Below are 24,936 nucleotides of genomic sequence, written 5' to 3'. Positions count from 1 at the left end.
CGAGCCGCCCGGAGAAAATCCGGGCGGCTCGACGGATATCAGGCGGAAACCTGCTCGAGCGCGCGGGCGAAATCCTCGACCAGATCGGCGCTATCCTCGATGCCGGCGGAGAAGCGCACGGTGCCCGGCGAAATGCCGAGTTCGGCGCGAGCCTCGTCGGCAAGGTTCTTGTGCGTCGTCGTGGCAGGATGCGTGATCAGGCTCTTCGAGTCGCCGAGATTGTTGGAGATCTTCACGATATCCAGCGCGTTCTGCAGCTTGAAGGCCGCTTCCTTGCCACCCTTCAGCTCGAAGGCGACCAGCGTCGAGCCGCCGCTCATCTGCTTGGCGATGATCTCGGCCTGCGGGTGGTCCTTGCGGCCGGGATAGATCACGCGGGCGACCTTGTTGGTCTGCTCGGCGAGGAAATCGGCAACCTTGGAGGCATTCGCCGTCTGCTGTGTAACGCGCAGCGGCAGCGTCTCGATGCCCTTCAGCAGCGTCCAGGCGGTAAAGGGCGACATGGCCGGGCCGGTATGGCGGAAATAGTCCTGCAGGTTCTCGTCGATCCACTGCTTGTCGGAGAGGATGACGCCGCCGAGCGAACGGCCCTGGCCGTCGATATGCTTGGTGGCGGAATAGACGACAATATGCGCGCCGAGTTCCAGCGGCTTCTGGAAGAGCGGCGTCGCAAAGACGTTGTCGACCACGACTTTGGCGCCGATCTGGTTGGCGAGCTTGGCGACGGCGGCAATATCGACCACTTCCAGCGTCGGATTGGTCGGGCTTTCGAGGAAGAAGACCTTGGTGTTCAGGCGGATGGCCTTTTCCCAGTTCTCGGTGAAACGGCCATCGACCAGCGTGCATTCGATGCCGTATTTCGGCGCGAGCGTCTCGACCACCCAACGGCAGGAGCCGAAGAGCGCACGGGCGGCAACGATATGATCGCCGGCCTTAAGCTGGCAGAGGATGGCGGCAGAAACGGCGGCCATGCCCGAAGCTGTGGCGCGGGCGTCTTCAGCGCCTTCCAGAGCGCACATGCGCTTTTCGAACATGTCGTTGGTCGGGCTGCCGTAGCGGGCGTAGATGAACCCATCCGTTTCGCCCTTGAAGCGGGCTTCCGCCGCCTCCGACGTGTCATAGACGAAGCCCTGGGTAAGATAGATTGCTTCGGAGGTCTCGCCGAATTGCGAACGGAGTGTTCCGCCGTGAACGAGCTGGGTTGCGGGGCGCCAAGTCTTGCTCATGCCATCACCACTTTCAAAACAAAAAAACCGGTCGCAAAAGCAGACCGGTTCAACCCCGGTCTTTTTAGCCATTTGTTTAACGTGGCTGCAAGCCGACCGGCCAAATCACCACGGGATAAGTTGCAATACTGCCGTTGACGGCTTGCGTCAATTCCCTGAGTTTGGTTTTGTCTGCGGCAAATTATGAGAGAAGCATGATGGCTCGCAATACTGGAATTCTGGCCGACCGGGCCATTGCAGCGCTGTTTGAAACAGGGCGGCTGACGAGCGAGAGAGAACTGGACGTCGATCAGATCCAGCCGGCAAGCCTCGACCTCAGGCTCGGTTCGCATGCTTTCCGCGTTCGCGCCAGCTTCATGCCCGGCCCGTCGCATCTGGTCGCCGACAAGCTCGACCGGCTGAAGCTGCATGTCGTCGATCTCTCGGAAGGCGCGGTGCTGGAAACCGGCTGCGTCTATATCGTGCCGTTGATGGAGCGCCTCGACCTGCCCGAAGATATGTCCGCATCGGCCAACCCGAAGAGCTCGACCGGCCGTCTCGACATCTTCACCCGCGTCATCACCGACCGGGCGCAGGAATTCGACAAGATCCCAGCCGGCTATTCCGGCCCGCTCTATCTCGAAATCAGCCCGCGCACCTTCCCGATCGTCGTGCGCCGCGGCTCGCGCCTGTCGCAGATCCGCTTCCGCGTCGGCCAGGCCCTGCTCACCGAGCCGGAATTGCTGGCGCTGCACGAGAGCGAAACACTGGTTGCCAGCAAGAAGCCGAACATCACCGGCGGCGGCATCGCTCTGTCGATCGACCTTGCCGGCGACAAGGAAGGGCTGATCGGCTATCGCGGCAAGCATCACACGGCCGTCGTCGATGTCGACAAGAAAGCCCAGCACGATATTTTCGATTTCTGGGAGCCGCTCTATAGCCGCGGCCGTACCGAGCTGATCCTCGATCCCGACGAGTTCTACATCCTCGTTTCGCGCGAGGCGGTGCATGTTCCCCCGCACTTCGCCGCCGAGATGACGCCGTTCGATCCGCTGGTCGGCGAATTCCGCGTCCACTATGCCGGCTTCTTCGATCCGGGCTTCGGCCATGCGCCGGCCGGCGGCCGCGGCAGCCGCGCCGTGCTGGAAGTGCGCAGCCACGAAGTACCCTTCATTCTGGAAGACGGCCAGATCGTCGGCCGCCTGATCTACGAACATATGCTGGAACAGCCGAGCAGCCTCTACGGCTCCGGCCTCGGCTCGAACTATCAGGCACAGGGCCTGAAGCTCTCGAAGCACTTCCGGCTGTGATCGACACTTTGGCGGCCTTGACAGAGGCCGCCAACTGTTGGACATCTCAGGGTGTCAGGCGGGTGTAGCTCAATGGTAGAGCAGCAGCTTCCCAAGCTGAATACGAGGGTTCGATTCCCTTCACCCGCTCCATAATCTTCACGCCAGAAGCGGTCTCTTCGATTTCAGCGCTTCCTTTAGCGCATCTCCAAAGGTTTCGATCGGCCGCGCCAGCCGCCCGGCCGGCGGTCGATGCACCAGCCAGTTGACGACTTTCGGGCTGAAATCCGGTGCCTCGACGATTTCGACCAAATCGCGCCAGCGGCTGTGCGCCAATGCCGCCGGCGTCAGGACGCCAATGCCGAGCCCGCGCGCAACCAGCGACATGCGCAGATCGGCGCTCATGGCCTCGACCCCGACATCGAAGGGCAGCCGTTCGGCTTCGAAGCGATGCTGAATGAAGGCGCGGAAGCCGCAGCCGCTCTGGTTCATGATCCAGGGAAAACGGGAAAGATCTTCGAGCCTCGGTTGCTTAGGGACGCCAAGCGACGGTGCTGCGACGAGAATGACGGCATGGACTCCAAGCATCTCGCCGATGACATTGTCGGGCGGCTGCAACCCCTCCGCCAGGCAGACGGTTGCCGCATCGAGCTGACTATGAGCGACTTGCTCGATCAGCTGCGGCGACCAGCCGGTGACGATGCGCAGCGTCAATTGCGGAAACTGGCTGCGCAATTCATCAAGTGGAGCGGATAAGGCCGCCTCGGAGAGATAGGGCATGATCCCGAGACGGAATTCGCCGCCGATCGCGCCGCCGGGCGAAACGCCGGCCTTGAGATCGTCCAGCGAGCGCAGCACGCGGCGTCCATGCTCATAGGCCTCGCGGCCTGCCGCGGTCGGCCGTAGGGGCTTTGACTGCCGGTCGAGCAAGGCGATGCCGAGGCTGTCTTCCAGGTTCTGTATGCGTCGGGTGATGCCGGGCTGGGTCAGGTTGATGCGCGCCGAGGCGGCAACGATCGAACCCGTCTCCACCACGGCGACGAAGGCTTCCAGATCATGAATGTTCATGCCGAACTCGCATAATCATTATTAGTTCATTTCAATTGCTGCATTATGCGACAAAGCGATAAACATGGCTATCTTTATTATCAAAGATTATTGGAGAGCTCATGTCGCAAGTCCCCGAACGCATGACGAGCGAGCCGGAGGGAGAGGTTTCCACAACGGCGGCCGCTCCTTCGACCTTGTTGTTCGCCATCGCCACCGGCGTCATCATCCTCAATCTCTTCGCGCCGCAGACGCTGGTCGGCATCATCGGCCCGTCGCTCGGCTTTTCCGAAAGCGGTGCCGGCCTGGTGGCTATGGCCTCGCTGCTCGGCTATGCCGCCGGCCTGTTTTTCCTGGTGCCGCTGGCGGATCTCATGGAAAATCGGCAGCTCGTGCTACGCATGCTTCTCTCCGCTCTGGTCATGGCTATTGCCGCCGCCTTCGCACCGACGGGCTGGAGCCTTCTGATCTTCCTCTTCCTGCTGGGAGCGGCCTGCTCTGCCATCCAGATCCTCGTGCCGATCGCCGCTGCCATGGCGCCGCCTGAACATCGTGGCCAGGTTATCGGCAATGTCATGAGCGGCGTCATGGTCGGCATTCTTGTCTCACGCCCTCTGGCGAGCCTGATTGCCGACTTTTGGGGCTGGAGAAGTTTCTATGCCCTGAGCGCCGCAACGCTTGCACTGCTCGCCGCCGTGCTTGCCCTGCGCCTGCCGGAGCGGCGCCCTCTGATCAACGCGAGTTACGGGGCCTTGATCGGTTCGCTCTTCGGGCTCCTGCGGGAGGAGCCGGTGCTGCGGCTGCGTGCCTTCACTGCAGCCTTGATGATGGCGAGCTTCAGCCTGTTCTGGACATCCGTTGCCCTGCGTCTGGCGCAGCCGCCATTTTCACTCGGCCAGTCCGGCATCGCGCTGTTTGCCCTTGTGGGTGCCGGCGGAGCTGCGGCGACCTCTGTCTTCGGCCGCATGGGCGACAGGGGCTGGACACGGACGGCGACATTGGCGTCGCATCTGATCGTGCTTGCCGCTATGGCGCTGGCTGCCTGGGTGGGTGGAATACGGTCTGGTGACTCTGTGGCGCTATTGATCCTTCTGGGCGTCAGCGCGGTCTTGCTCGATGTCGGCGTCACCGGCGATCAGACCCTGGGTCGTCGCGCCGTCAATCTCCTGAAGCCGGAAGCCCGCGGCCGCATCAACGGTCTCTTTGTCGGCATATTCTTTCTCGGCGGCGCGCTGGGATCGGCTCTTGCCGGAACCGCCTGGGATTTCGGCGGTTGGGTTGCCGTCTGTGCAGGGGCCGCGGGCTTCGGCGTGATTGCGTTGATCACAGGCCTTGCCGCGCGCATCTGAACAGTGCAGGCAACGGGACAGCACTTGTGAATGCACTGCCGCATCGCCATCTGTAGCGCATTCAGGCGGGCGTCAGACAAGCATGTAAGAACGGGCGCTCCTTGTCAGGAGCGTCGAAATGCGTGGCATTGCATGGTTTTACAGGTTGAGAGCACTCTTTCGAAGCGGTGCGCTGAAGATTGCCCGCAGCACCAAAGTACCTCTCGGCACCAAAATCATCTGGAAGCGGGGCGATGTCCGCATCGGGGAAAGAGTGCATTTCCGCAAGGGCGTCATCATCGATGCGCAAGAAGGCAGCATCGAAATCGGCAATCATGTCTCCTTCAACGACTACAGCATTCTGCTCGGCCGCGGCGGGATTGTGATTGGCAATGATGTGCGCATCGCTGCCCATGCAATGATCGTCTCCTTCGATCACAATTTCGATGACATCTCGCAGCCGATCCGCCTTCAGGGCGTGACGAAGAAGCCGATCGTCATTGAGGACGATGTCTGGATAGGGGCGGGCGCCAAGATCCTCGGTGGCTCCCATATCGCCAAGGGATGCGTTATCGGCGCCAACGCCGTCGTCAAGGGCCGGACCAAGCCTTACGGCATCTATGTCGGCGCTCCGGCGAGACTGTTGAAGCGGCGCGGAGAAGCTGAAGGCAGCCGGTCGGGAAAGATTGAACGGCTCATTCTGCCGAAAAAGTAAAAGGCTCCAACGCCACCCATCCCGGCGCCGTTTCGGTCTTCATTAATCGCGCGATATTCCCCCTGCGACCTGTCTCTGCTACATCGGATTCGTGAATCAGAATGTGCATCCACGACCGGAGGCCGTATCCAGACCATGCGTGTTTGCCTTTCGTCGACCATGTCAGTCGCCCGGCACCTGACGCTCGCGGCCTTGATCGCTCTATCCTGCACCGTGCCGGTTGCCGCTCAGGAGACGAAGCCGCAGAGCCTGCCGATCCTGTTCGATGCGCGTGAGCGCCTGCCGAAGCCGGATCTGTCCTCACTGGTCAGGCTGCGCTTCCTGACGTCGATCGACTTTCCGCCCTTCAACTTCCTCGATCAGAACGGCAAGCTCACCGGCTTCCATGTCGAGCTGGCGCGCAAGATCTGCGATGAGCTGGCAATATCGGACAAATGCCAGATCCAGGCCTTGCCGTTCGGCGAATTGCAGGGTGCACTTGCCGCTTCGCAAGGCGATGCCATCATCGCCGGCGTGGCGGTTACGCCCGAGCTGCGCAAGACTTTCGCCTTTTCACGGCCTTTCCTGATGTTGCCGGCCCGCTTCGTGCGCAATCTCAAGGCATCGATCAGCGGCACGACCGCCGCCTCGCTGTCGGGACATCCGGTCGGCGTCGTCAAGGGAACGGTACACGCCGCGATGCTGGCGGCCTACTTCCCGGCGATCAAGCCGGTGCCCTTCGATGACAAGGACGGGCTTCTGGCCGCCGTCAAGGACGGCAAGGTCGATGCGGCATTTGCCGATGGCCTGCAGCTTTCCTTCTGGGTCTCGTCGCCGGCGGCGGAAAAATGCTGCGCCCTTTTTGACGGCCCCTACCTGTCGCAGCAATTTCTCGGCGAAGGCATGACCATCATGCTGCGCCAGCAGGATGCCGATCTGACGGCCGCCATCAACCATGCGCTTGCCACCCTCTCACGGGATGGCAGGCTGCAGGAAATCTATCTGCGCTATTTCCCTTACGGGCTTTACTGATTCAGCAATTTCAGGAAACCGCGCAGCGGTTTTCCGCCCGGAAGGCGTAATGCCTCAGGCCTTGCGATAGCGGGCGATGGCGCTGCGCTCGATGGCCGCACAGGTCAGCTTGTCGAGGCCGAGACGGTCGCGGAGCAGGCTGAGCAGGCGTAGCTCTTCGGCCTTGACCGACAGGTCGGCCGAAGCGACTTCGACGGCGAGCGCATAGGCCGTGTCGTACAGACGTGCGGGAAGCGTATCGCGCACGGTTTCGAGCACGATGTCCAATCCCTCATTGTTCGAAAGCAGCTTGGCGCAATCGCGGGACACGGAAATCAGCTTCTCGTCGTCGAACCCCTTGAAGACCGGCAGGGCGTGAATGAGCTCTCCGATGCGGCTGAGTTCCCGATCGTTCATCGTGCGGTCGACGGCCGAGGCCAGTACCATAACGTAGATCAGGGCCTCGTGAGCAGAAAGCGGCTTGTTCATGACAGGCGAAGTCCTTTGAATTTGGCAGACTGAAAAGTCGCGTATCTCATGGCAAAAGCTACTGCATAATTCCTTAAATCGGTACCGATTTAAGGACAAAATTATACAGCCGATTAAAAGTGCTACAGCGCCCGCGCGTCATATATGACGCACAGCGCTGTAGTGGCGGAAGCAAGGCGTCAGATGGGATTGAGCGGGTCTTCTTTGACCGGAGGCGGTGCAAGCGTCGATTTTCCGCCCTTGCGTGGGTCGTCGCCGTAGATGCCGCGCTTCTTTTCCCTGGCTTCATCGACGAGAGCCGCGAGCGGCGAACCCGGCTCCGGATCGGCCCAGCCGAAGCGGACCAGCCAGGCGCTGAGATCGACCCGGACATAGCGGCAGGCGCCCTTGGCCGTGCCTTTCCAATTGGCATCGGGCACGTCGCAATCGATGGAGCGTCCGCGCAAATACATGCGGAATGCCGTGCGTGCTGCCTGGCCGCAGGGCCAGTCCTTTCCGCTCGGGCCGGTACACATCCGGTCGACATCGGTCGGAATGATACCGGTGAGCTGCACGCTTCTACCGCCGATAGTCAATATACCAGCCTGATCAGAGAAGGGACGGACGAGTTCGATCGTCGTCGTCTGCTCCGGCGGCTTGGATGCGGGATCAGTCGCTGCCTGTTCGGATTGAGGCTGAGGTTCAGACTGAGGCATGGGCTGAGCCTGCTGCTGCGGCGATACCGGCGATAGGGTTCGATGTTCGGCCGCCGCCGTTTGCCTATCGATCTGATCGGCTGGTATCCGGTTGTCCGGAGCAGGATCGGCCTTGGCTTCACCGGAAGATGCCGTGTCCGATGAAGTAACAGCCGTCTTGTCCGGCTTGGCCTCATTTGGCTGCGATGCAGGGGCGGCAGCGCCCTTGCCGTTCACGGTATCTGCTGCGGGCGGCGATGCTTGTGCTTCCTCTGGCTTCGTCGACACGTCGTTGGAGCGCGCGGGATCGGTAGGAACCTTAATGTCCTGTTGCTTCACCGGCTCCGCCGCTATCTTGGTTTCCTCGACCTTCGCATCGTCGCCGGCACCCGCCGCGGCAGCCGCCGCCATGACGGTGGCGGATAGCTCGGGGCTGCTGTCGGAGCTGCTTGTCGAAGGGGAGGCGGTCGCCAGGATCGTTGCCTTATCCTTCGTGGCTTCGGCAGGCTTGGGCGCCTCGATAGCCTTTGGCAGCGTGGTTTCGGCCTTGGCGGTGTCGCTCTGCGTCGTCGCGGCTGGCTTGTTGTCTGCAGTCGTGTTGCCACGGCCGTGCAGATCGAAGCCATGCCCCGCGAACTGTACCGCGACCAGGGTCAACGAAGAACCCACGACCGCGCCTGCCACACCTACGAGCCAAATATCACGACGCATAACGAGAATACTTTCCTATTGGCTGGCCCATATGATCCGGGCAATCCATTCCACATCCGCAAGATCGAAGCTGCGGTTGGGGTGTTCCGGATTGAGCGACAAAAGCTCGATCGACTTGGCGCTCTGCCGCAGCAGGACCTTGGCCATGACTTCGCCCTCTCGGGTCTTCACGACGACGCGGTCGTTCTTTCTGATCTGGGCTCCCGGCTCGACGATCAGAATATCCCCGTCGCGGTAAAGCGGCAACATGCTTTCGCCCTGCACCTCCAGCGCATAGACGCCGGCCCTTTGTGCGGCCGCAACCGGAAAGTCCACCATGTCCCAGCCCTGTCCGGCGGGAAAGCCACCATCATCGAAGAAGCCGCCAGCCCCCGCCTGGGCGAAGCCGATCAGCGGGATGGAGGTGCCGGAGGGCAGGAATCCGTTCGCAAGTGCTGCGGTCGGTGGCTCGGCCGGGCGGATAAAGCTCAGGAATTGTTCCAGGCTTGCTCCGGTCGCATCCAGGATCTTGGCGATCGATTCCGTCGAGGGCCAGCGGAGACGTCCGTCCTGGCTAAGCCGCTTCGATTTGTTGAAGGAGGTAGCGTCAAGTCCGGCACGGCGGGCAAGGCCGGAAGGGGTCAAGGCATGCCGCTCCGCAAGCCGGTCGATCGCACCCCATATCTGCTCGTGTGACAGCATCGCCGCTCGGTATCCGCGCCGGCTCGCCCGGCGCTCTGCTCTTTAGAAAAGGTTAACCGAGGCATTTTGGCGAGTAAAGACCGGCATAGGAATAGGGTCCTTTATCCCCGTGCTTTCGCGGCGGCGCCTTTTTCGGCGTCAGGTCTTCTGTGGCTGCGGCTTGACATCCGGCTGCTCGTTCTGGAATTCCTTCGCCATGCCCATGAAGCCGCGCATGAATTTCTGCATGATGCCGAGCGTGCGGTCGATCTCGGCATCGTCGGGCAGGCTTGAGCCCTTGTTTGCGGCAACGGTTTTTTCCAGCTTCGTCACGCGGTCCGCCAAGCGATCCAGCTCATCGTCGTAGGCCGTGCGCTCGTCGGCGGCCATGCGGCAGACGAGATTGCCGGCCTGATCCTGGCAGATCGACATCGCGCCGGTCTGCTTGTCGAGCCGGATGAAGTGATCGCCGCTGCGCTCCAGCTGGAAGCGTTCCGCATCCGGTTCGGCCGACAAAGCCGGTGTGGAGAGAAGAAAAGCAGCGGGCAGAAGCATGGCCGCAAGGCCGATTTTCAGTTCCTTCGTCATGTCATCCTCCGGATTTTCTGCGTTAAACCCCAAATCCATCACGGAAACCGTGGACATCGGCTGATGTTTTCGTGCAAAGCCCTATCAGCACAGCTTTACAGAGGGATGATGATCGCCATGCCAGTGGTTTACAAGATCGTGCCGGATACGCTCTGGCAGCAAGCCAGACAAACCGGCGTTTTTCATGGCGCGGCGATCGATCTGACCGACGGCTACATTCATCTCTCCACCGCGAAGCAGGCAAAGAAAACCGCCGAACTCTATTTCGCAGATCAGACCGGGCTGCTGCTCGTCGCGATCGATGGCGATGCGCTTGGCGAGAAGCTGGTTTTCGAACCCTCGCGCGGCGGCGATCTCTTCCCGCATCTCTATGCGCCACTGCCGCTTTCGGCCGTGCTCTGGGAAAAGCCGCTGCCGATCGGCGATGACGGTGCCCACGTATTTCCGGAGATGGCGGAATGATTGGCGCCTTTCGCGATCTCGGCCGGCGCGGCTTGTTCCTGCTCGATCCGGAAACCGCCCACAGCATGTCGATAGCGGCGTTGAAATCGGGGCTGGTTCCGGCCTGCCGTATCAACGCCGATCCTCGCCTGCGCCAGACCGTGGCCGGGCTCGACTTTGCCAACCCCATCGGCATGGCTGCCGGTTATGACAAGAATGCCGAGGTGCCGGAGGCATTGCTGAAGCTCGGTTTCGGCTTTACCGAGATCGGCACGGTGACGCCGAAGGCGCAGTCGGGCAACCCACGTCCGCGCATCTTCCGCCTGGTCGAAGACGAAGGCGTCATCAACCGCCTCGGCTTCAACAATGAGGGCCATGAGGCAGCGTTTCAGCGCCTCAAAACCATCCGCGGCAATGGCATCATCGGTATCAACATCGGCGCCAACAAGGATAGCGCCGACCGCATCGCCGATTATGTCGCCGGCATCCGCCGCTTCTACTCCGTGGCGCGCTATTTCACCGCTAATATCTCCTCGCCGAATACGCCGGGCCTGCGCGATCTGCAGGCGCGCGAAAGCCTGTCGGCCCTGCTGTCGGCCGTGCTTGCCGCCCGCGACGAGGAAGCGGCAAAGGCCGGCAAGCGCATTCCCGTCTTTCTCAAGATCGCTCCGGATCTGACCGAGGAAGGCATGGACGATATCGCCGCCGAAGCTTTATCTCACGCGCTTGATGGTCTGATCGTCTCCAACACCACGCTATCGCGCGATGGGTTGAAGGATCAGCGCCAGGCCAAGGAGTCCGGCGGTCTTTCCGGCAAGCCGGTCTTCGAAAAATCAACCATCGTATTGGCCAAGATGCGCCGCCACGTGGGTGCCGCGCTGCCGATTATCGGCGTTGGCGGCGTATCCTCAGCGGAGACTGCACTGGAGAAGATCAAGGCCGGAGCCGATCTCGTGCAGCTCTATTCCTGCATGGTCTACGAAGGCCCCGGCCTGCCGGCACAGGTCGTCACCGGCCTGTCGAAGCTGCTCGACCGCGAGCATGCCGGTTCGATCCGCGACCTGCGCGACGCCAAGCTGGATTACTGGGCGAACCGGAACGTCTGATCCGCCCGCTTCTTCAGGCCCATGGCCAGGAAGATGCCACGAAACAGCAGGAAGGCATTCATGGCCATCCATAGGCCGTGATTGCCGAGCGTTGGCACGAGGATGGCGAGCGCTATGAGATAGCCGCCGAAGGAGAGCAGCATCTTGTTGCGCATCTCGCGTGACCATGTAGCGCCGATGAAGACCCCGTCCATCAGGAAGGCGAGCGCCCCGGTCAGGCCCGTGATCGCCGCCCAGGGCAGATAGGTTCCGGCTGCTGCGCGAACCTCCTCCGAGGTCGTCAGCAGCCGGATCAGCGCCGGCCCGACGGTAAAGAAGAAAATTGCGGCGGCAAGCGCCAACCCGAAGGACCAGAGCGCGGTCAGCTTCAAGCCGCGCTCGAAGGCCGGCCGGTAATTGGCGCCGATCGAGCGGCCGGTGATCTGTTCCGCCGCGTTTGCCAGCCCGTCGAGATAATAGCCTGACAGCAGGAAAAAGTTCATCAGTACGGCATTGGCGGCGAGCATGACCGCACCAAAACTGTTGCCGATGCGCGTCATCAGCGTGAAGGCGCCGATCAGAACGAAGGTGCGGATCAGGATATCGCGGTTGAGCGCGAAGAGTTGGGTAAGTTTGGCGCGGGAAAGCAGTTCCGCGCGAGGCGGCCGCTCCTCGCCGGCAAAGCTGCGCAGCACGATGAAAAGCCCGAGCAGCATGCCGCTCGCCTCGCCGATCAGGGTACCCCAGGCAACACCGGCCACACCCCAGCCAAGATAGAGCCCGAGCAGAATGGCGAGCACGATGTTGACGCCGTTGATGACGGTCTGCAGCAAGAGCCCGATGCGGCCTTGGCCGCGGCCAAGCACGAAGCCGAGTAGGGCGTAATTGGCAAGCGCTGCCGGGCCGGAGAGCATGCGGATGGAGAAATAGGTGCGCGTCGCATCCGCGATGCCACCTTCCGGCCCCATCAGCTTGAGGCCGAGCCAAAGGAGAATAGGCGACAAAAGCACAATCAGGATGCCTGATGTAAGCGCCGATATCAGCGCTCGCCAGAAGACGGCCTGCTGTTCGTGCCGGTCGTGACGGCCATAGGCTTGCGCGGTCAGCCCTGTCGTCGAAGCGCGCAGGAAGTTGAAGCTTGAGAAAAGGAGATCGAACAGCACGGCGCCGATCGCAAGCCCCGCCAGCGCGTCGGGCTGCCCCATATGGCCGACGACGGCGGTATCGACAAGGCCGAGGAGTGGCGTGGTCATGAAGCCGAGCGTCATGGGAATCGCGATCGACAGCACCAGCCGATGCGTCACGTCAAAGGGGAGGACCCTTACGCTCCTCTGCTGAATATCCATGCTGCGTTACGCCTCCTCAGTTCGAGGACAGCACCATGGACCAATAGGGCCTGTCGCCGGAAGAGGGGTTGTAGGCCAGAGCGACACCAAGCCCGTCATATTTGCCGAGCATGTTGTGCAAATGCTTCGGCGAGTTGATCCAGGCCGTCACTGCAGCGCTCACGTCGCGCTGGCCCTCGGCAATGTTTTCTGCCGCGGGCAGCTTGACGCCGCTTGTCTTGACCCGCTTGCCGAAATCGTCGCCGAGACCGATCAGATGCTCCATCTTGCCGGCATCCGCCATCCGCCTAGCCTGATAGACTGCAGCGGCACTGGCGGCCGCGTCGACCTTCAGCGGTGGCAGGCCATTCTTGGCGCGCAGTGCATTGACGAGCGGCAGGGCGGAGGCGGTCTGGTCGCTCGCGGGGATATTGGAAACGCGGGCGGGCGGCGTGGCGCAGCTCGCAACGGATGCGGTAAGCGCAAGAGCCGCGAGGCGCAGCGTATCGCGGCGCGTTAAGGTCAGGGTCTGGGAGGTCATGTCAGCTGCGGTAATTGAACAAACGAAGTATGATGAAGATCGGAATGACGATGGATGCGCCGAGCAGCACATAGTCGCCGAACTCGCCAAGCGCAGCGAAGCCGCTGTGCCAGAGATCGAGCAGGAAGCGGCGGACGCCATAGAGGAAGTCGAGTGGCCGCCAGCCGAAGAACTTCATTACGAAGCCGACGACGAGCGACACGATGACGAGCTTCACCAGCGTTCTACCTGGCGAGTCGCCAAGGAATCTGTTCACCTGATCGGACATACTGACGTCTCCATAATGGCAGTCGGTCGGTGTTGAGATAGGGCCGGCGCTTGCGACTCGCAAGCACTTTTGCCCCAGCTTACACCGTAAACCAGCGTCTGCCTGAAATAGGACTTGAGTTTTTTTATGGCCGCATTCAAAGGCAAGCGTCAAACAGGATGAAACCCATGCTGCCCAGCCAGCTTTCCTCCGGCGATGTCATTGCCGACCGCCGCGCAGACTATGCGAAGATGCTTGCCGAGAGCGGCGAACCCGCCAGCGCTGCCGAGCTAATGGAGCAGGCGCTGGAGCTGGCGCCGCGCTGGGCGGCTGGCTGGTTCTCGCTCGCAACCTATCGCGAGAAGGCCGGCGATGCATCAGGCGCGATCGCGGCGTTGAACGAGGTGCTGACGCTCGATGAGGGGGATGTCTTCGGCGCCCGCCTGAAGCTTGCGGTGCTTGGCGGTGCCGATGTGCCGGACCGGCCGCCGAGCCTCTATGTAGAGCGGCTGTTCGACGACTATGCCGACCGCTTCGAAACCTCGCTGGTCGAGAAGCTCGGATATAGCGTGCCCGGCAAGCTTGCTGCCCTGATTGCCGAAACCGTCGACATCGCGAAACATTTCCGCCTCGCGGTCGATCTCGGCTGTGGCACGGGCCTGCTCGGGCCGGAAATCCGTGCTCGCGTCGATCGGCTGGAGGGCTACGACCTGTCGAAGGGCATGCTCGCCAAGGCGGCGGAAAAGCACGTCTACGATCATCTCGGCCAGGCCGATCTGTCGCTGGCACCGGATCTCTCGGGCGTTTTCGATGGCGAGCTTGCCGTCAGCCGGGCCGATCTGGTCACTGCGGCCGACGTGCTGATGTATCTCGGCGATCTGCAAGGTGTGATGGCGATCGTCTGCAAGCTTTCGGTCGGTGGAGCGATCTTCGCCTTTTCCGTCGAGGATGCGCAGCAGGCAGATGGCTATGTGCTACGCGATTCTCTCCGATTTGCGCACTCCGAAGCCTATGTTCGGGAAATATTGGCCGGTCACGGCTTTACGGTGCTGGATCTCACCCGCAGCATCATTCGCATGGATGGCGGAAAACCGGTCCACGGCATTCTGTTCATTACCCGGAAATCGGCTTGATGATTTCGAATCTTGCGAATTTAAAATAGGTCAGTATTGCTTACGTATTTTTGCTTGATTGTCGCCTAAGCTTCCAGCAAAAAGCCTGGAAACCCAGGGGAAAGCACATGGCAAACGCAAAGAGCGCATTTGGCGTCTGGAAGACGTCCGCGACCCGGCATTCGTGGATTGAGGATGTTCAGGGTATCGTCTCCGGCAGCCTGATTTCGTCGCTGGGGCTGTTCTGCCTTTCGAGCGCCGGCCTTTTGACCGGCAGCACTGCCGGCATCGCTTTCCTGCTGCATTACGCAATCGGCGTGAATTTCGGCCTAGCTTTCTTTGTGGTCAATCTGCCGTTCTTCTATCTATCGCTGAAACAGCTCGGCCCGGCCTTCACCATCAAGACCTTCATCGCCATCGCGCTGACCTCGCTGCTGACCAATCTGCAGCCGGTGCTGTTCAATGTCGCACATATCAATGCACTTTGGTCGGCGCTCCTCGGCGGCATTCTGCTCGGCTTCGGGCTGCTCGCACTCTATCGCCATCGGGCAAGCCTCGGCGGCGTCGGCATTCTGGGGATTTATCTGCAGGAGCGTTTCGGCATCAGGGCAGGGTTGGTACAGCTTGCAATCGACCTATGCGTGCTCGCGGTCGCTTTTGTCGTGACCACGCCGCCAGTGGTCATCTGCTCCGTCATCGGCGCAATTGTCCTCAACCTTTTCGTGGCGATCAATCATCGCTCAGACCGCTATATAGCGCTGTAAAGCTTATATCTATTGCTTGCGGGTCTCGTCGGATTCGACGATCGCGGCTTCGTGATACCAGCTGTCGAATGCGGCCGTCGCAATAGACGGGCCGATATCCGGGGTGAGGTTCACCTTCGGACGCTGGCTGAGCGCCGTGGGGCGGGCCGTGACGGGAAACTGATAGATCTTTGCGGTTTCGTGCCGAGTACCGATTGCCATTCGTTGTCTCTCCCTTTTTGGTGTTCAAGCGGGCGCGCTTCAAGAGACAACTCATATATAGCAAAGCCGAAGGCAAATATCACCATTCCGCTTAAAAAAAATGCTAAATGATGAAATTATAGGCAATTCGATGATAGTGCAGCGGATGCCGCTTCTTTGATCTGCCGATTTTCCAATCCATTTTAGGGCCAGTCGAGCCTGCGACACTTTGGCAGCTCGATTGGAACCATGGCGGCGATTTGAAAAGAATCTGATGCTTGGCACCGGGAAATCTTGCCCGAACGCGGCTGAATCATAAAAATCTCGCCTCACAAGTCAGATGTCGAACCAATCTGGCACGGCACATGCATCTCTCTTGGCAGCCGTTCGTAGTGAGGAATTTTCCGGCGGGCGCGCCGGGCAAGTTTTCCTACTTCGCCTGATTAACTGTTATGAGGTGCGTAATGACGAAATATAAGCTCGAGTACATCTGGCTCGACGGGTACACCCCGGTACCGAACCTGCGCGGTAAAACGCAGATCAAGGAATTCGACGCATTTCCGACGCTCGAGCAGCTTCCGCTTTGGGGCTTCGATGGTTCGTCGACGATGCAGGCCGAAGGCCGCAGCTCTGATTGCGTGCTGAAGCCCGTCGCCATCTATCCGGACCCGGCCCGTACCAACGGCGCTCTCGTCATGTGCGAAGTCATGATGCCCGACGGCGTCACCCCGCACGAGTCCAACAGCCGCGCGACCATCCTCGACGATGAAGACGCATGGTTCGGCTTCGAGCAGGAATATTTCTTCTATAAGGACGGCCGTCCGCTCGGCTTCCCGGAAGCGGGCTATCCGGCTCCGCAGGGTCCGTACTACACCGGCGTCGGCTACAAGAACGTCGGCGATGTCGCTCGCGAAATCGTTGAAGAGCACCTCGACCTTTGCCTCGAAGCAGGCATCAACCACGAAGGCATCAACGCCGAAGTGGCCAAGGGCCAGTGGGAATTCCAGATTTTCGGCAAGGGCTCCAAGAAGGCTGCCGACCAGATCTGGATGGCTCGCTACCTGCTGCTGCGTCTTTGCGAAAAGTACGGCATCGACATCGAGTTCCACTGCAAGCCGCTCGGCGACACCGATTGGAACGGCTCGGGCATGCACTGCAACTTCTCGACCAAGTTCATGCGCGAAGTCGGCGGCAAGGCCTATTTCGAAGCGCTCATGGCTCAGTTCGACAAGAACCTCGAAGCCCACATCGCTGTCTACGGCCCGGACAACCACATGCGCCTGACCGGCAAGCATGAAACGGCTCCGTGGAACAAGTTCAGCTATGGCGTCGCCGACCGTGGTGCCTCGATCCGCGTTCCGCACTCGTTCATCAAGAACGATTACAAGGGCTACCTCGAAGATCGTCGTCCGAACTCGCAAGGCGACCCCTACCAGATCGCTTCGCAGGTTCTGAAGACCATCTCGGAAGTTCCGACAGCTGATTTCGGCTCGGTTGCTGCCTAAGCATTGAATATGGCGCCGGTCTTTTGGATCGGCGCCATAATTGTATCTGAGGGTATGATTTGAGGATTGGCCGCAGCTTTTGATCTCGTTGCCTGTGCGGCACCCCCTCTGTCACTTCGTGACAGAGGGGGGAGACTCTCCGGCAATCGCATCTATCTCGTCAAGCAGCCTTGCTTGCCGCATCCACCGGGTGCTGCGAGCGGAAGCCGACGGCGAGGCGGTTCCAAATGTTGATCGTGCCGATCGCGACGGTGATCTTGACGATCTCTTCTTCGCTGAAATGCTGTTTCAGCGGCTCGAAATCGGCATCCGGAATGCCGGTCTGAGCGATCTTGGTGACGGAATCGACCCAGCGGAGCAGGGCACGCTCGCGATCGTCATAGACGGGCGATTCCCACCAGACGCACATCAGGTTGATCCACTGTTCGCTCAAGCCATCATGGCGGGCTTCCTTCACATGCATGTCGACGCAATAGGCGCAGCCATTGATCTGCGAGGCGCGGAGCTTGATCAGGTGGATGAAGCGGCGCTCGAGGCCGCTGCTCTGGACGAAGTTTTCCAGCGCGACGACAGCCTTGTAGGAGTCGGGGGAGGCTTTGGCGAAGTTGAAACGCGGATGCATGGGTCTTCTCCTTGGGTTTAAATTGAGATTCAGTTTCTGGTCTTGCGTTCATGCAGCTCGAGAAAGGCGCAGCCTCTCGCGGCTATGCCACCGTCCGTGTCCGTCTGCCTGAGATCGGCCAGCACGTCGGCGATCGTTGTCTTTGCCAGTTCGGTCCTATAGACGCGCTCGGCCGCCAGCATAGCGGCATTGATGCCGCAGGGCTTGGCGAAGTAGCGCCCTTCGAGCGGGTTCGGGCCGCGCTGGCGGATTTCAGCGCAGCGAAACGCCGGGGCGGGGCCTTCGGCGGCCAGCACGATATCGAGCAGGGTGATCTCCTGCGGCTTGCGCGCCAGCCGGTATCCGCCCTTCGGTCCCGGCACGGTATCGAGGATGCCGGCACCCGAAAGCGCCTGCAGATGCTTCAGAAGATAGCTGACAGAGACACCGTGAAATTCGGCAAGCGCTGCTGCTGACAGCACGCCGCCATCGGAAAGGCCAGCCAGCATGCCAACGCAATGAATGGATTGTTCGACACCGTCTCCGAGCTTCATTTTCGTGCCTTTCTAATCGTGGGTATTTTTTATCTATGATTATGAAGCGAGTCAAGAGCCAGGGAAATGGGACTACGTACAAGCTGCGCTCGGAGTCCGCCGCGCGCCCGATACCCCCCTCTGTCCCTGTCGGGACATCTCCCCCACAAGTGGGGAGATCGTTTGGAGTGTGCCGCTGCATCTTGGTCAGCATCAGGCTTTGGTGCCGGCGGAGGCGAGGTTTGTTTGTGGCAAGCAAGTGCCACGGATTATCGATCTCCCCCCTTGTGGGGGAGATGTCCCGACAGGGACAGAGGGGGGTGCGTACTTTCCGAAAATGCCAAGGCCAACGAGCCTCCCCGCTTCCTATCCTCCACATTTCAACTACATTCAGCCCGTGGACCAGATCGACGCCGACCGCCTCCTTGCCTTGCCCGCCCCCTTCACCCGCTGGTTTGCGGAAAAGGGCTGGCAGCCGCGCGCCCATCAGCTGGAACTGCTGGCCCGCGCCGAAGCGGGCGAAAGCACGCTGCTGATTGCGCCCACCGGCGCCGGCAAGACCCTTGCCGGTTTCCTGCCGTCGCTGACGGACCTCACCCGGCGCGGCAAGATTCCGCCCGGCTCGGCCTTTACCGGTATCCACACGCTCTACATCTCGCCGCTGAAGGCGCTCGCGGTCGATATCGAGCGCAACCTGATGAAGCCCGTTTCGGAAATGGGCCTGCCTGTTACGGTCGAAAACCGCACGGGCGATACGCCGAGCGGCAAGCGCCAGCGGCAAAAGCTCAATCCGCCCGATATTCTGCTGACGACGCCCGAGCAGGTGGCGCTGTTACTCGCCAATCGCGAAGCCGAGCGCTTCTTCAAGGACCTCAGGTACATCGTCTTCGACGAACTGCATTCGCTTGTCACCTCCAAGCGCGGCCATATGCTGTCGCTCGGCCTTGCCCGCATCCGCAAGCTGGCGCCGCGCGTGCAGACCATCGGCCTTTCAGCGACGGTCGCCGACCCCATGGACCTGCAGAAATGGCTGGTGGCGCAGCGGCCGGAAGAAGAGCACCACGCCGGCCTCGTCATTGTCGAGGGTGGCGCCAAGCCCGATATCTCGATCCTTGCGACGGAAGAGCGCATCCCCTGGTCCGGCCACTCAGCCAAATATGCCATCCCCGATATCTATCGCGAGCTGAAGGCGCATCGCACGACGCTGCTCTTCGTCAACACGCGCTCGCAGGCCGAAATGCTGTTTCAGGAGCTGTGGTCGGCCAATGACGACAATCTGCCGATCGCCCTGCATCACGGGTCGCTCGATGTCGGCCAGCGCCGCAAGGTGGAGGCGGCCATGGCGGAAAACCGGCTGCGCGCTGTCGTCGCCACATCGACGCTCGATCTCGGCATAGACTGGGGCGACGTCGATCTTGTCATCCATGTCGGTGCGCCGAAAGGTGCAAGCCGCCTTGCCCAGCGCATCGGCCGCGCCAACCACCGCATGGACGAACCTTCCAAGGCGATCCTGGTGCCGGCCAACCGCTTCGAGGTCATGGAGTGCCAGGGAGCACTTGATGCCAACTATATGGGCGCCCAAGACACGCCGCCCATCGGCGCAGGAGCGCTCGACGTTCTCGCCCAGCATGTGCTCGGCATGGCCTGCGCCGAACCCTTCGACATGCTGGAGCTTTACGACGAGGTGCAGAGCGCCGCTCCCTATGCTGAGCTTTCCTGGGAGACCTTCGAGCGCATCGTCGATTTCGTCGCCACCGGCGGCTATGCGCTCAGAACCTACGAGCGCTATGCCCGCATCCGCAAGATGGCGGATGGCCGCTGGCGCGTCTCCAATCCGCAGGTCGCCCAGCAGTATCGTCTGAACCTCGGCACGATCGTCGAAGAGGCGATGCTGAATATCCGTCTGGTGAAACGCAACGCGCTGGGCTCGCTTGGAAGAGGCGGCGCTCCGCTCGGCAAGGTCGAGGAATATTTCGTTGAGCAGCTCTCGCCCGGCGATACTTTCCTGTTTTCCGGCAAGGTACTGCGCTTCGAGGGCATCCGCGAAAGCGAATGCCTGGCCTCGCAGGCTTTCTCGCTGGACCCAAAAATCCCCTCTTATGCCGGCGGCAAGTTTCCGCTTTCGACCTATCTCGCCGATCAGGTGCGGGCGATGATTGCGGATCCCGACCGGCGGCACCGCCTGCCGGATCAGGTGCGCGACTGGCTGGAAATTCAAAACGAGAAATCGCTGCTGCCGAAGCGCGATGAGTTTCTGATCGAGACTTTCCCGCGCGGCAGCCGCGCCTACATGGTTGCCTATCCTTTCGAGGGAAGGCTGGCGCACCAGACGCTCGGCATGCTGCTGACCCGAAGGCTGGAGCGCGCCGGCGCTAAGCCTATGGGCTTCGTCGCGACCGATTATTCTCTCGGCATCTGGGGTCTGGAGGATATGGGGCTGATGATCGCTAACGGGCGCCTCAGCCTCTCCGATCTTTTCGACGAGGATATGCTCGGCGACGATCTCGAGGCCTGGCTCGACGAATCCTTTCTTTTGAAGCGCACCTTCCGCAATTGCGCCGTGATTGCCGGCTTGATCGAGCGCCGGCATCCGGGCAAGGAAAAGACCGGCCGGCAGGTAACGGTTTCGGCTGATCTGATCTATGATGTGCTTCGCAGCCACGAGCCCGATCATATCCTGCTACAAGCGACGAGGCAGGATGCTGCGACCGGACTTTTGGATATTGGCCGTCTTGCGGATATGCTGAAGCGAATCAAGGGCCACATTACCCATCGCGCGCTGGACCATATTTCCCCGCTCGCCGTGCCGGTGATGCTGGAAATCGGCAAGGTGCCGGTGCCGGGCGAGGCGCACGATTCCCTGCTTGCGGAAGCGGCCGATGACCTGATCCGCGAGGCGATGGAATAGGGATGCTGCAAAGCAGACGACGAAGGTAGATTGTTAAAGTGATGAACCGCCTGGCGCTAGCGCGAGATATGAATGCTCAAGGCAACGGCGCAACCAGTGCGAAGGGCGTCGAGGCCGTCATTCATGGTGTCGCCGCCGTCTGTGATCCGCTCGGCGCGCTCTATCTGCCGGATGCCGGCATTCTCGTCGTCTCCGACCTGCATCTGGAAAAGGGCGCGGCCTTTGCCCGCCGAGGCATGATGCTGCCGCCATACGATACGCTGGCGACGCTGACTGTTCTTTCCGCCGTCATCTCGCGCTATGATCCGAAACTCGTCGTTTCACTGGGCGACAATTTCCACGATCGGGTCGGTTCGCAGCACTTGCCGGACGAATTTCGCCGCTTGATCGTCAACATGGCCCGCGGCCGCGAATGGATCTGGATCAACGGCAATCATGATCCGGACGGCACGGTCGACCTGCCGGGGCACTCGGTCGACGAGATGCATTATGGCGGCTTGACGTTCCGTCATGAGCCAAAGGCCGGGCTGCAGGCTGGCGAAATCGCCGGCCATCTCCACCCCTCCGCCACCGTTCGGCGTCGGGAGAAATCGGTGCGCCGCCCGTGCTTTGCAACGGATGGTGCCCGCCTGCTGATGCCGGCCTTCGGCGTGATGACCGGCGGCCTCGATCTTCGCCACAAGGCTATGGCCGGCCTTTTCGAGCGGGAGAGCCTGATTGCGCACCTGCTCGGCCGCGACCGCATCTATTCCGTCCGTTTCGGCAATCTCTCGGCTTAGAGCAATTCCAGGAAAAGTGCGAAGCGGTTTTCCGCCAGGAATTGCGTAAAAACAAGAAGATAGAGCGTTTTCGCGATTCGAAGAAAAGCGAAAAAAAGCTCTAGGCCGCCCTCGCCGGCTCATAGCGCAGGATCACCGCGCCGGTCTTCAACGGGCGTGAATCGATGAGCTTCATCGGCCGTTGTTCGGCCGCCGGTTTGAAGTGCGGATTGCCGGCGCCAAGCACGACGGGAACGAGGCAGATCCTGAGCTCATCCACGAGCCCCGCCTTGAGCAATAGATCGGCCACTTCAGCACTGCCGAAGACGAACATGGTCTTGCCTGGTTCTTCCTTCAGCTTCTTCACTTCAGCGACGATGTCGCCGACGACGCGGGTGTTGTTCCAGTCTGCTTTGTCGAGCGTCCGCGAGGCGGCAATCTTTGCGATGCCGTTCATGTAGGCGGCGATGTCGGGCGCTTCCGTCGCGCTCGGCCAATAGGCGGCCATGCCTTCATAGGTCTTGCGGCCGAAGATCAACAGATCGCCTTCCTTGCCGAGCTCGGCGGCATACTTTTCCAGCTCATCGCCCCAGGCGAGCATATGAAAATCAAGGTCCCACGGCTTGGTTCCCTCGAAATAGCCGTCGAGCGTCATAAGATTCCAGATAACGAGCTTTCTCATCACTTCCTCCATTGTGATAACTGCATCATAATCAAAACTGGTTGCTAAAAGCAAGTAGTTGCAAGCTAGCTAGACTGATGGCAAAATGCAAGTAGTTTTTGGAGATCATCATGGACGCGCTGCATCGTTCTGGCTGCCCGATCAATCTGACGCTGGAAATTCTCGGCGACCGCTGGAGCCTGATCGTCATCCGCGACATCATGTTCGGCAATCGCCGGCATTTTCGTGAACTGCTGCAGAAGTCGCAGGAGGGGATTGCTTCCAATATCCTCGCGGACCGGCTGAAGCGGCTGGTGGAGCGCGGCTTGTTGACCCGCGAAGATGATCCGAGCCATAAGCAGAAAGCTATCTACAGCCTGACGGAAATGGCGATAGACCTCGTGCCGCTCTTTGCCCATATGGGTGCCTGGGGCCGCAAGCATCTTCCGGTGTCGGAAGAGCTGTCGATCCGGGCAGAGCTCCTGGAGGATGGTGGCCAGGAGCTCTGGGATGATTTCATGGACGAGCTGCGTGCCAAGCATCTCGGCAAGGAGCTGCCTCCGGGCACGCCCTCGGTGCTTGGTCGGTTGACCGAAGCCTATCTCGAAGTCGCCAATCGCCGGAAAACCGGCTGATCAGTTCTTCCGGAAGATGAAACTTGCGCTCCAGCCGGTGACGAGGGCCAGCAGCACGGAAAAAATGCCATAGGTGATCGGCCGCTGATGCGCCGCATCCGTGATCGTCTGCTCTATTCCCGTCTTGATGACCCGCAACGGCAGCGATTTCTCACTGAGGAACTTACCGCTCTTGAAGAGATAGGCACGCACCATATGCACACCGTTCGGCACGTCGGCGGGAACCCTGAGCGTTGCCTTGAAGAGCGAGGAGCTGACGAAGCGCACGCCGGCGGGATCGCTTTCATAGAGCCCACCCGTCTTTTGCAGGCGCCGGAAGGCATTACGGAATTCCGGAACATCGCCGACATTGCCGACAAAGCCGAGCGGGGTCAGCGGAATATGATCGACGCCGATACCGCGGTCGCTGAGTTCGAGCGGTGTGGTGATGTTGTCGACCGCGCGCGTGCTGGAGAGCGAATAGGCTTCCGGCACATGCTCGAACGTCATCGAGCGGGTGTTGACCCATATGCCGAAGACGCGCTCTTTCCGGCGAACCGTTGCATTCTCGCGCGGCCCCTCCAGCACGACGACGATATCGTATTGGCCGATCGCCAGAAGCAGTTGATCGGTATTGGAGAGCGCGCCGAAAATCGTCAGATCGGCGCCGGTGAAGTCCGAGGTAATGGCGATCTCGCTCGTCGAGGTGCCGATCTCCATCGTCTCCCGCGCCGTGGTCGAGGTCGTCGGCTGATCGAGCAGCACCTGCGCCTGTGTGGTGAACGGAGCGAGCAGCAATGCGGTAGCAAGAAGCAGTCCGAATCCTCTCATCGGCTCACTCCTTCCATGATGACGGAGTAAACGTCAGCCGGCGTCACCACGAGAGTAACGACGAGGCGAAGGCCGACGGCCAGGACGAGCAGGCCAAGGAGCGCGCGCAGTTGCTCGCCGCGCAGTTTCTGGCCGACGCGAACGCCGTATTGCGCGCCGATGACGCCTGCCACCATCAAGAGGAAGGCCAGAATGATATCGACGGAATAGTTCGTCGCGGCCTGAACGATTGTCGTGAAGGCCGTCACGAAAATGACCTGGAACAGCGAGGTGCCGACAACGACGTTGGTGGGCACGCGCAGCAGATAGATCATGGCGGGCACGAGGATGAAGCCGCCGCCGATACCCATCGGCGTCAGCATACCGACGAAGAAGCCGAGGCCGATGACCGGAATGGCGCTGAGATAGAGCTTGGATTTCTTGAATCGCAGTTTCAACGGCAGCCGCTGCACCCAGTTGTGATGGCGCGGCTTGCCGGTTGCTGGCGGCAGTTTGCCGGCGGCTCGGCGCATGGCCTGCACGCTTTCCCACAGCATCAACGAGCCCACCGTGCCGAGAAGAATCACGTAGATCAGCGAGATGATCAGGTCGATCTGGCCGAGCCTTCGCAACAGCACGAATAGCCAGAGGCCGAAGGTCGCCCCCGCCAAGCCGCCGGCCAGCAGGATCGAGCCCAGTTTCAGATCGAGCGAGCCGCGGCGGAAATGACTGAGCGCTCCCGAAACCGAGGAGGCGACGACCTGATTGGAACCGGTTGCGACGGCAACAACAGGCGGGATATTGTAGAAAATCAGAAGAGGCGTGATGAGAAAACCGCCGCCGACGCCGAACATGCCGGAAAGAAACCCTACGGCTGCCCCCATGCCGAGAATAATCAAAATATTCACCGACAATTCTGCAATCGGCAGATAGATCGTCACGCCTTGTTCCCATTTGCAGGCTTTCGGCGCTGTGACCGAAGCCTATTTCCCCTTAAACGGCGGATTCTAATCCGAAATCATTGCCAGAGCCTTAGGAAAGGCGGCGCTGTCACGGTTTTCGAATGGCCGGATTGCACCCTAACCCGGCTTTTTCCACTTTTCTGTGACGCTGTATAGCGGAATGGCGGCAGCCTTGAGCGTCCTAAACAAAATG

The 24,936-nt window shown here is 60.7% G+C and carries 27 protein-coding genes, 1 tRNA gene and 1 riboswitch; of the genes, 13 read left to right on the top strand and 15 right to left on the bottom strand.

The window, feature by feature from the left end; translation table 11 throughout:
* Positions 1–38: 38 nt before the first annotated feature.
* On the bottom strand, positions 39–1,226 hold the full coding sequence (locus AC13QE_RS14290) for an O-succinylhomoserine sulfhydrylase (protein WP_488484171.1): 1,188 nt from the start codon (positions 1,224–1,226) through the stop codon (positions 39–41).
* Positions 1,227–1,269: 43 nt separating this feature from the next.
* Positions 1,270–1,348, bottom strand: a riboswitch (SAM riboswitch).
* Between the two features lie 72 nt (positions 1,349–1,420).
* Between AC13QE_RS14290 and AC13QE_RS14285 the strand changes: the two genes are divergently transcribed.
* Positions 1,421–2,515 (top strand): 2'-deoxycytidine 5'-triphosphate deaminase, encoded by a 1,095-nt coding sequence (locus AC13QE_RS14285; RefSeq protein WP_069611245.1) that lies wholly within the window; start codon positions 1,421–1,423, stop codon positions 2,513–2,515.
* A 58-nt stretch (positions 2,516–2,573) separates the two neighbouring features.
* Positions 2,574–2,647 (top strand) — tRNA-Gly (locus tag AC13QE_RS14280).
* Positions 2,648–2,653: 6 nt separating this feature from the next.
* Here AC13QE_RS14280 and AC13QE_RS14275 read toward each other — a convergent pair.
* The gene (locus tag AC13QE_RS14275) at positions 2,654–3,562 is read right to left on the bottom strand and encodes a LysR family transcriptional regulator (protein WP_488484170.1); all 909 of its coding nucleotides are present in this window, start codon (positions 3,560–3,562) and stop codon (positions 2,654–2,656) included.
* Positions 3,563–3,663: 101 nt separating this feature from the next.
* Between AC13QE_RS14275 and AC13QE_RS14270 the strand changes: the two genes are divergently transcribed.
* From AC13QE_RS14270 to AC13QE_RS14260, 3 genes are all read left to right on the top strand, one after another.
* A complete protein-coding gene (locus AC13QE_RS14270) occupies positions 3,664–4,890 on the top strand; it encodes an MFS transporter (RefSeq protein WP_488484169.1) in 1,227 nt (408 codons plus the stop codon).
* 118 nt (positions 4,891–5,008) lie between these two features.
* Positions 5,009–5,584 carry an acyltransferase gene (locus AC13QE_RS14265; RefSeq protein WP_488484168.1) on the top strand — a complete coding sequence of 192 codons (576 nt, stop codon included), beginning with the start codon at positions 5,009–5,011 and terminating at the stop codon, positions 5,582–5,584.
* Between the two features lie 135 nt (positions 5,585–5,719).
* A complete protein-coding gene (locus AC13QE_RS14260) occupies positions 5,720–6,595 on the top strand; it encodes a transporter substrate-binding domain-containing protein (RefSeq protein WP_488484167.1) in 876 nt (291 codons plus the stop codon).
* Between the two features lie 54 nt (positions 6,596–6,649).
* Here the strand turns inward: AC13QE_RS14260 and AC13QE_RS14255 are convergent, their stop codons facing one another.
* The 4 genes from AC13QE_RS14255 to AC13QE_RS14240 form a co-directional block, all read right to left on the bottom strand.
* Positions 6,650–7,063, bottom strand: a complete 414-nt coding sequence (locus tag AC13QE_RS14255) for a tellurite resistance TerB family protein (protein WP_015338732.1) — start codon at positions 7,061–7,063, stop codon at positions 6,650–6,652.
* A 179-nt stretch (positions 7,064–7,242) separates the two neighbouring features.
* Complete coding sequence (locus AC13QE_RS14250; protein WP_488484166.1) at positions 7,243–8,448, bottom strand: thermonuclease family protein; 1,206 nt, start codon at positions 8,446–8,448, stop codon at positions 7,243–7,245.
* A 15-nt stretch (positions 8,449–8,463) separates the two neighbouring features.
* Entirely contained in the window at positions 8,464–9,129 is a 666-nt protein-coding gene (locus AC13QE_RS14245) for a LexA family transcriptional regulator (protein ID WP_488484165.1), read from the bottom strand.
* Between the two features lie 138 nt (positions 9,130–9,267).
* Positions 9,268–9,696, bottom strand: coding sequence for a hypothetical protein (locus AC13QE_RS14240; RefSeq protein WP_488484164.1), 429 nt, complete (start codon positions 9,694–9,696; stop codon positions 9,268–9,270).
* 105 nt (positions 9,697–9,801) lie between these two features.
* Between AC13QE_RS14240 and AC13QE_RS14235 the strand changes: the two genes are divergently transcribed.
* Together AC13QE_RS14235 and AC13QE_RS14230 are read left to right on the top strand one after the other, a co-directional pair.
* Complete coding sequence (locus tag AC13QE_RS14235) at positions 9,802–10,158, top strand: DUF952 domain-containing protein (RefSeq protein WP_488484353.1); 357 nt, start codon at positions 9,802–9,804, stop codon at positions 10,156–10,158.
* On the top strand, positions 10,155–11,243 hold the full coding sequence (locus AC13QE_RS14230; protein ID WP_488484163.1) for a quinone-dependent dihydroorotate dehydrogenase: 1,089 nt from the start codon (positions 10,155–10,157) through the stop codon (positions 11,241–11,243). The genes AC13QE_RS14235 and AC13QE_RS14230 overlap by 4 nt, the downstream gene beginning before the upstream one ends.
* Here the strand turns inward: AC13QE_RS14230 and AC13QE_RS14225 are convergent.
* The 3 genes from AC13QE_RS14225 to AC13QE_RS14215 are packed head-to-tail and all read right to left on the bottom strand — an operon-like array spanning position 11,219 to position 13,356.
* Positions 11,219–12,568: an MATE family efflux transporter gene (locus AC13QE_RS14225; RefSeq protein ID WP_488484162.1), complete on the bottom strand. Its 1,350-nt coding sequence runs from the start codon at positions 12,566–12,568 to the stop codon at positions 11,219–11,221. The genes AC13QE_RS14230 and AC13QE_RS14225 overlap by 25 nt on opposite strands.
* 16 nt (positions 12,569–12,584) lie before the next feature.
* Positions 12,585–13,088 carry a CAP domain-containing protein gene (locus AC13QE_RS14220; protein ID WP_488484161.1) on the bottom strand — a complete coding sequence of 168 codons (504 nt, stop codon included), beginning with the start codon at positions 13,086–13,088 and terminating at the stop codon, positions 12,585–12,587.
* Position 13,089: 1 nt separating this feature from the next.
* Positions 13,090–13,356 (bottom strand): DUF6460 domain-containing protein, encoded by a 267-nt coding sequence (locus AC13QE_RS14215; RefSeq protein ID WP_047628163.1) that lies wholly within the window; start codon positions 13,354–13,356, stop codon positions 13,090–13,092.
* A 167-nt stretch (positions 13,357–13,523) separates the two neighbouring features.
* Between AC13QE_RS14215 and AC13QE_RS14210 the strand changes: the two genes are divergently transcribed.
* Entirely contained in the window at positions 13,524–14,468 is a 945-nt protein-coding gene (locus tag AC13QE_RS14210) for a class I SAM-dependent DNA methyltransferase (RefSeq protein WP_488484160.1), read from the top strand.
* A 107-nt stretch (positions 14,469–14,575) separates the two neighbouring features.
* Entirely contained in the window at positions 14,576–15,211 is a 636-nt protein-coding gene (locus tag AC13QE_RS14205) for a YitT family protein (protein WP_488484159.1), read from the top strand.
* A gap of 9 nt (positions 15,212–15,220) precedes the next feature.
* On the opposite strand, the gene AC13QE_RS14200 is transcribed toward AC13QE_RS14205, so the two are convergent.
* A complete protein-coding gene (locus tag AC13QE_RS14200; RefSeq protein WP_015338743.1) occupies positions 15,221–15,412 on the bottom strand; it encodes a DUF2735 domain-containing protein in 192 nt (63 codons plus the stop codon).
* Between the two features lie 443 nt (positions 15,413–15,855).
* Between AC13QE_RS14200 and AC13QE_RS14195 the strand changes: the two genes are divergently transcribed.
* Complete coding sequence (locus tag AC13QE_RS14195) at positions 15,856–16,896, top strand: glutamine synthetase beta-grasp domain-containing protein (RefSeq protein WP_488484158.1); 1,041 nt, start codon at positions 15,856–15,858, stop codon at positions 16,894–16,896.
* A gap of 160 nt (positions 16,897–17,056) precedes the next feature.
* Here the strand turns inward: AC13QE_RS14195 and AC13QE_RS14190 are convergent, their stop codons facing one another.
* Entirely contained in the window at positions 17,057–17,518 is a 462-nt protein-coding gene (locus AC13QE_RS14190; RefSeq protein WP_015338745.1) for a carboxymuconolactone decarboxylase family protein, read from the bottom strand.
* 29 nt (positions 17,519–17,547) lie between these two features.
* Complete coding sequence (locus AC13QE_RS14185; RefSeq protein ID WP_488484157.1) at positions 17,548–18,051, bottom strand: RrF2 family transcriptional regulator; 504 nt, start codon at positions 18,049–18,051, stop codon at positions 17,548–17,550.
* 376 nt (positions 18,052–18,427) lie between these two features.
* Between AC13QE_RS14185 and AC13QE_RS14180 the strand changes: the two genes are divergently transcribed.
* Positions 18,428–20,938: a ligase-associated DNA damage response DEXH box helicase gene (locus tag AC13QE_RS14180; RefSeq protein ID WP_488484156.1), complete on the top strand. Its 2,511-nt coding sequence runs from the start codon at positions 18,428–18,430 to the stop codon at positions 20,936–20,938.
* A gap of 41 nt (positions 20,939–20,979) precedes the next feature.
* Complete coding sequence (pdeM, locus tag AC13QE_RS14175) at positions 20,980–21,717, top strand: ligase-associated DNA damage response endonuclease PdeM (RefSeq protein ID WP_488484352.1); 738 nt, start codon at positions 20,980–20,982, stop codon at positions 21,715–21,717.
* Between the two features lie 100 nt (positions 21,718–21,817).
* Here the strand turns inward: pdeM and AC13QE_RS14170 are convergent, their stop codons facing one another.
* On the bottom strand, positions 21,818–22,378 hold the full coding sequence (locus AC13QE_RS14170) for a dihydrofolate reductase family protein (RefSeq protein WP_488484155.1): 561 nt from the start codon (positions 22,376–22,378) through the stop codon (positions 21,818–21,820).
* 110 nt (positions 22,379–22,488) lie between these two features.
* Between AC13QE_RS14170 and AC13QE_RS14165 the strand changes: the two genes are divergently transcribed.
* A complete protein-coding gene (locus tag AC13QE_RS14165) occupies positions 22,489–22,992 on the top strand; it encodes a winged helix-turn-helix transcriptional regulator (RefSeq protein WP_488484154.1) in 504 nt (167 codons plus the stop codon).
* On the opposite strand, the gene AC13QE_RS14160 is transcribed toward AC13QE_RS14165, so the two are convergent.
* Both AC13QE_RS14160 and AC13QE_RS14155 read right to left on the bottom strand, forming a co-directional pair.
* Positions 22,993–23,802, bottom strand: a complete 810-nt coding sequence (locus AC13QE_RS14160) for a TIGR02186 family protein (RefSeq protein WP_488484153.1) — start codon at positions 23,800–23,802, stop codon at positions 22,993–22,995.
* A complete protein-coding gene (locus AC13QE_RS14155) occupies positions 23,799–24,722 on the bottom strand; it encodes a sulfite exporter TauE/SafE family protein (protein ID WP_488484152.1) in 924 nt (307 codons plus the stop codon). Before AC13QE_RS14155 ends, AC13QE_RS14160 begins: the two co-directional genes overlap by 4 nt.
* Positions 24,723–24,936 lie beyond the last annotated feature (214 nt).

The organism is Martinezella sp. CNPSo 3957 (assembly GCF_057784395.1).
This window is presented reverse-complemented; position numbering and strand designations above follow the sequence as displayed.

Coding starts and splice junctions, on each gene's coding strand:
- AC13QE_RS14285 (WP_069611245.1), top strand. CDS start 1,421: ATGATGGCTCGCAATACTGGAATTCTGGCCGACCGGGCCATTGCAGCG.
- AC13QE_RS14210 (WP_488484160.1), top strand. CDS start 13,524: ATGCTGCCCAGCCAGCTTTCCTCCGGCGATGTCATTGCCGACCGCCGC.
- pdeM (WP_488484352.1), top strand. CDS start 20,980: ATGAACCGCCTGGCGCTAGCGCGAGATATGAATGCTCAAGGCAACGGC.
- AC13QE_RS14260 (WP_488484167.1), top strand. CDS start 5,720: ATGCGTGTTTGCCTTTCGTCGACCATGTCAGTCGCCCGGCACCTGACG.
- AC13QE_RS14160 (WP_488484153.1), bottom strand. CDS start 23,802: ATGAGAGGATTCGGACTGCTTCTTGCTACCGCATTGCTGCTCGCTCCG.
- AC13QE_RS14170 (WP_488484155.1), bottom strand. CDS start 22,378: ATGAGAAAGCTCGTTATCTGGAATCTTATGACGCTCGACGGCTATTTC.
- AC13QE_RS14190 (WP_015338745.1), bottom strand. CDS start 17,518: ATGCATCCGCGTTTCAACTTCGCCAAAGCCTCCCCCGACTCCTACAAG.
- AC13QE_RS14235 (WP_488484353.1), top strand. CDS start 9,802: ATGATGATCGCCATGCCAGTGGTTTACAAGATCGTGCCGGATACGCTC.
- AC13QE_RS14245 (WP_488484165.1), bottom strand. CDS start 9,129: ATGCTGTCACACGAGCAGATATGGGGTGCGATCGACCGGCTTGCGGAG.
- AC13QE_RS14270 (WP_488484169.1), top strand. CDS start 3,664: ATGTCGCAAGTCCCCGAACGCATGACGAGCGAGCCGGAGGGAGAGGTT.
- AC13QE_RS14225 (WP_488484162.1), bottom strand. CDS start 12,568: ATGGATATTCAGCAGAGGAGCGTAAGGGTCCTCCCCTTTGACGTGACG.
- AC13QE_RS14250 (WP_488484166.1), bottom strand. CDS start 8,448: ATGCGTCGTGATATTTGGCTCGTAGGTGTGGCAGGCGCGGTCGTGGGT.
- AC13QE_RS14220 (WP_488484161.1), bottom strand. CDS start 13,088: ATGACCTCCCAGACCCTGACCTTAACGCGCCGCGATACGCTGCGCCTC.
- AC13QE_RS14240 (WP_488484164.1), bottom strand. CDS start 9,696: ATGACGAAGGAACTGAAAATCGGCCTTGCGGCCATGCTTCTGCCCGCT.
- AC13QE_RS14165 (WP_488484154.1), top strand. CDS start 22,489: ATGGACGCGCTGCATCGTTCTGGCTGCCCGATCAATCTGACGCTGGAA.
- AC13QE_RS14195 (WP_488484158.1), top strand. CDS start 15,856: ATGACGAAATATAAGCTCGAGTACATCTGGCTCGACGGGTACACCCCG.
- AC13QE_RS14255 (WP_015338732.1), bottom strand. CDS start 7,063: ATGAACAAGCCGCTTTCTGCTCACGAGGCCCTGATCTACGTTATGGTA.
- AC13QE_RS14215 (WP_047628163.1), bottom strand. CDS start 13,356: ATGTCCGATCAGGTGAACAGATTCCTTGGCGACTCGCCAGGTAGAACG.
- AC13QE_RS14185 (WP_488484157.1), bottom strand. CDS start 18,051: ATGAAGCTCGGAGACGGTGTCGAACAATCCATTCATTGCGTTGGCATG.
- AC13QE_RS14275 (WP_488484170.1), bottom strand. CDS start 3,562: ATGAACATTCATGATCTGGAAGCCTTCGTCGCCGTGGTGGAGACGGGT.
- AC13QE_RS14230 (WP_488484163.1), top strand. CDS start 10,155: ATGATTGGCGCCTTTCGCGATCTCGGCCGGCGCGGCTTGTTCCTGCTC.
- AC13QE_RS14205 (WP_488484159.1), top strand. CDS start 14,576: ATGGCAAACGCAAAGAGCGCATTTGGCGTCTGGAAGACGTCCGCGACC.
- AC13QE_RS14290 (WP_488484171.1), bottom strand. CDS start 1,226: ATGAGCAAGACTTGGCGCCCCGCAACCCAGCTCGTTCACGGCGGAACA.
- AC13QE_RS14265 (WP_488484168.1), top strand. CDS start 5,009: ATGCGTGGCATTGCATGGTTTTACAGGTTGAGAGCACTCTTTCGAAGC.
- AC13QE_RS14200 (WP_015338743.1), bottom strand. CDS start 15,412: ATGGCAATCGGTACTCGGCACGAAACCGCAAAGATCTATCAGTTTCCC.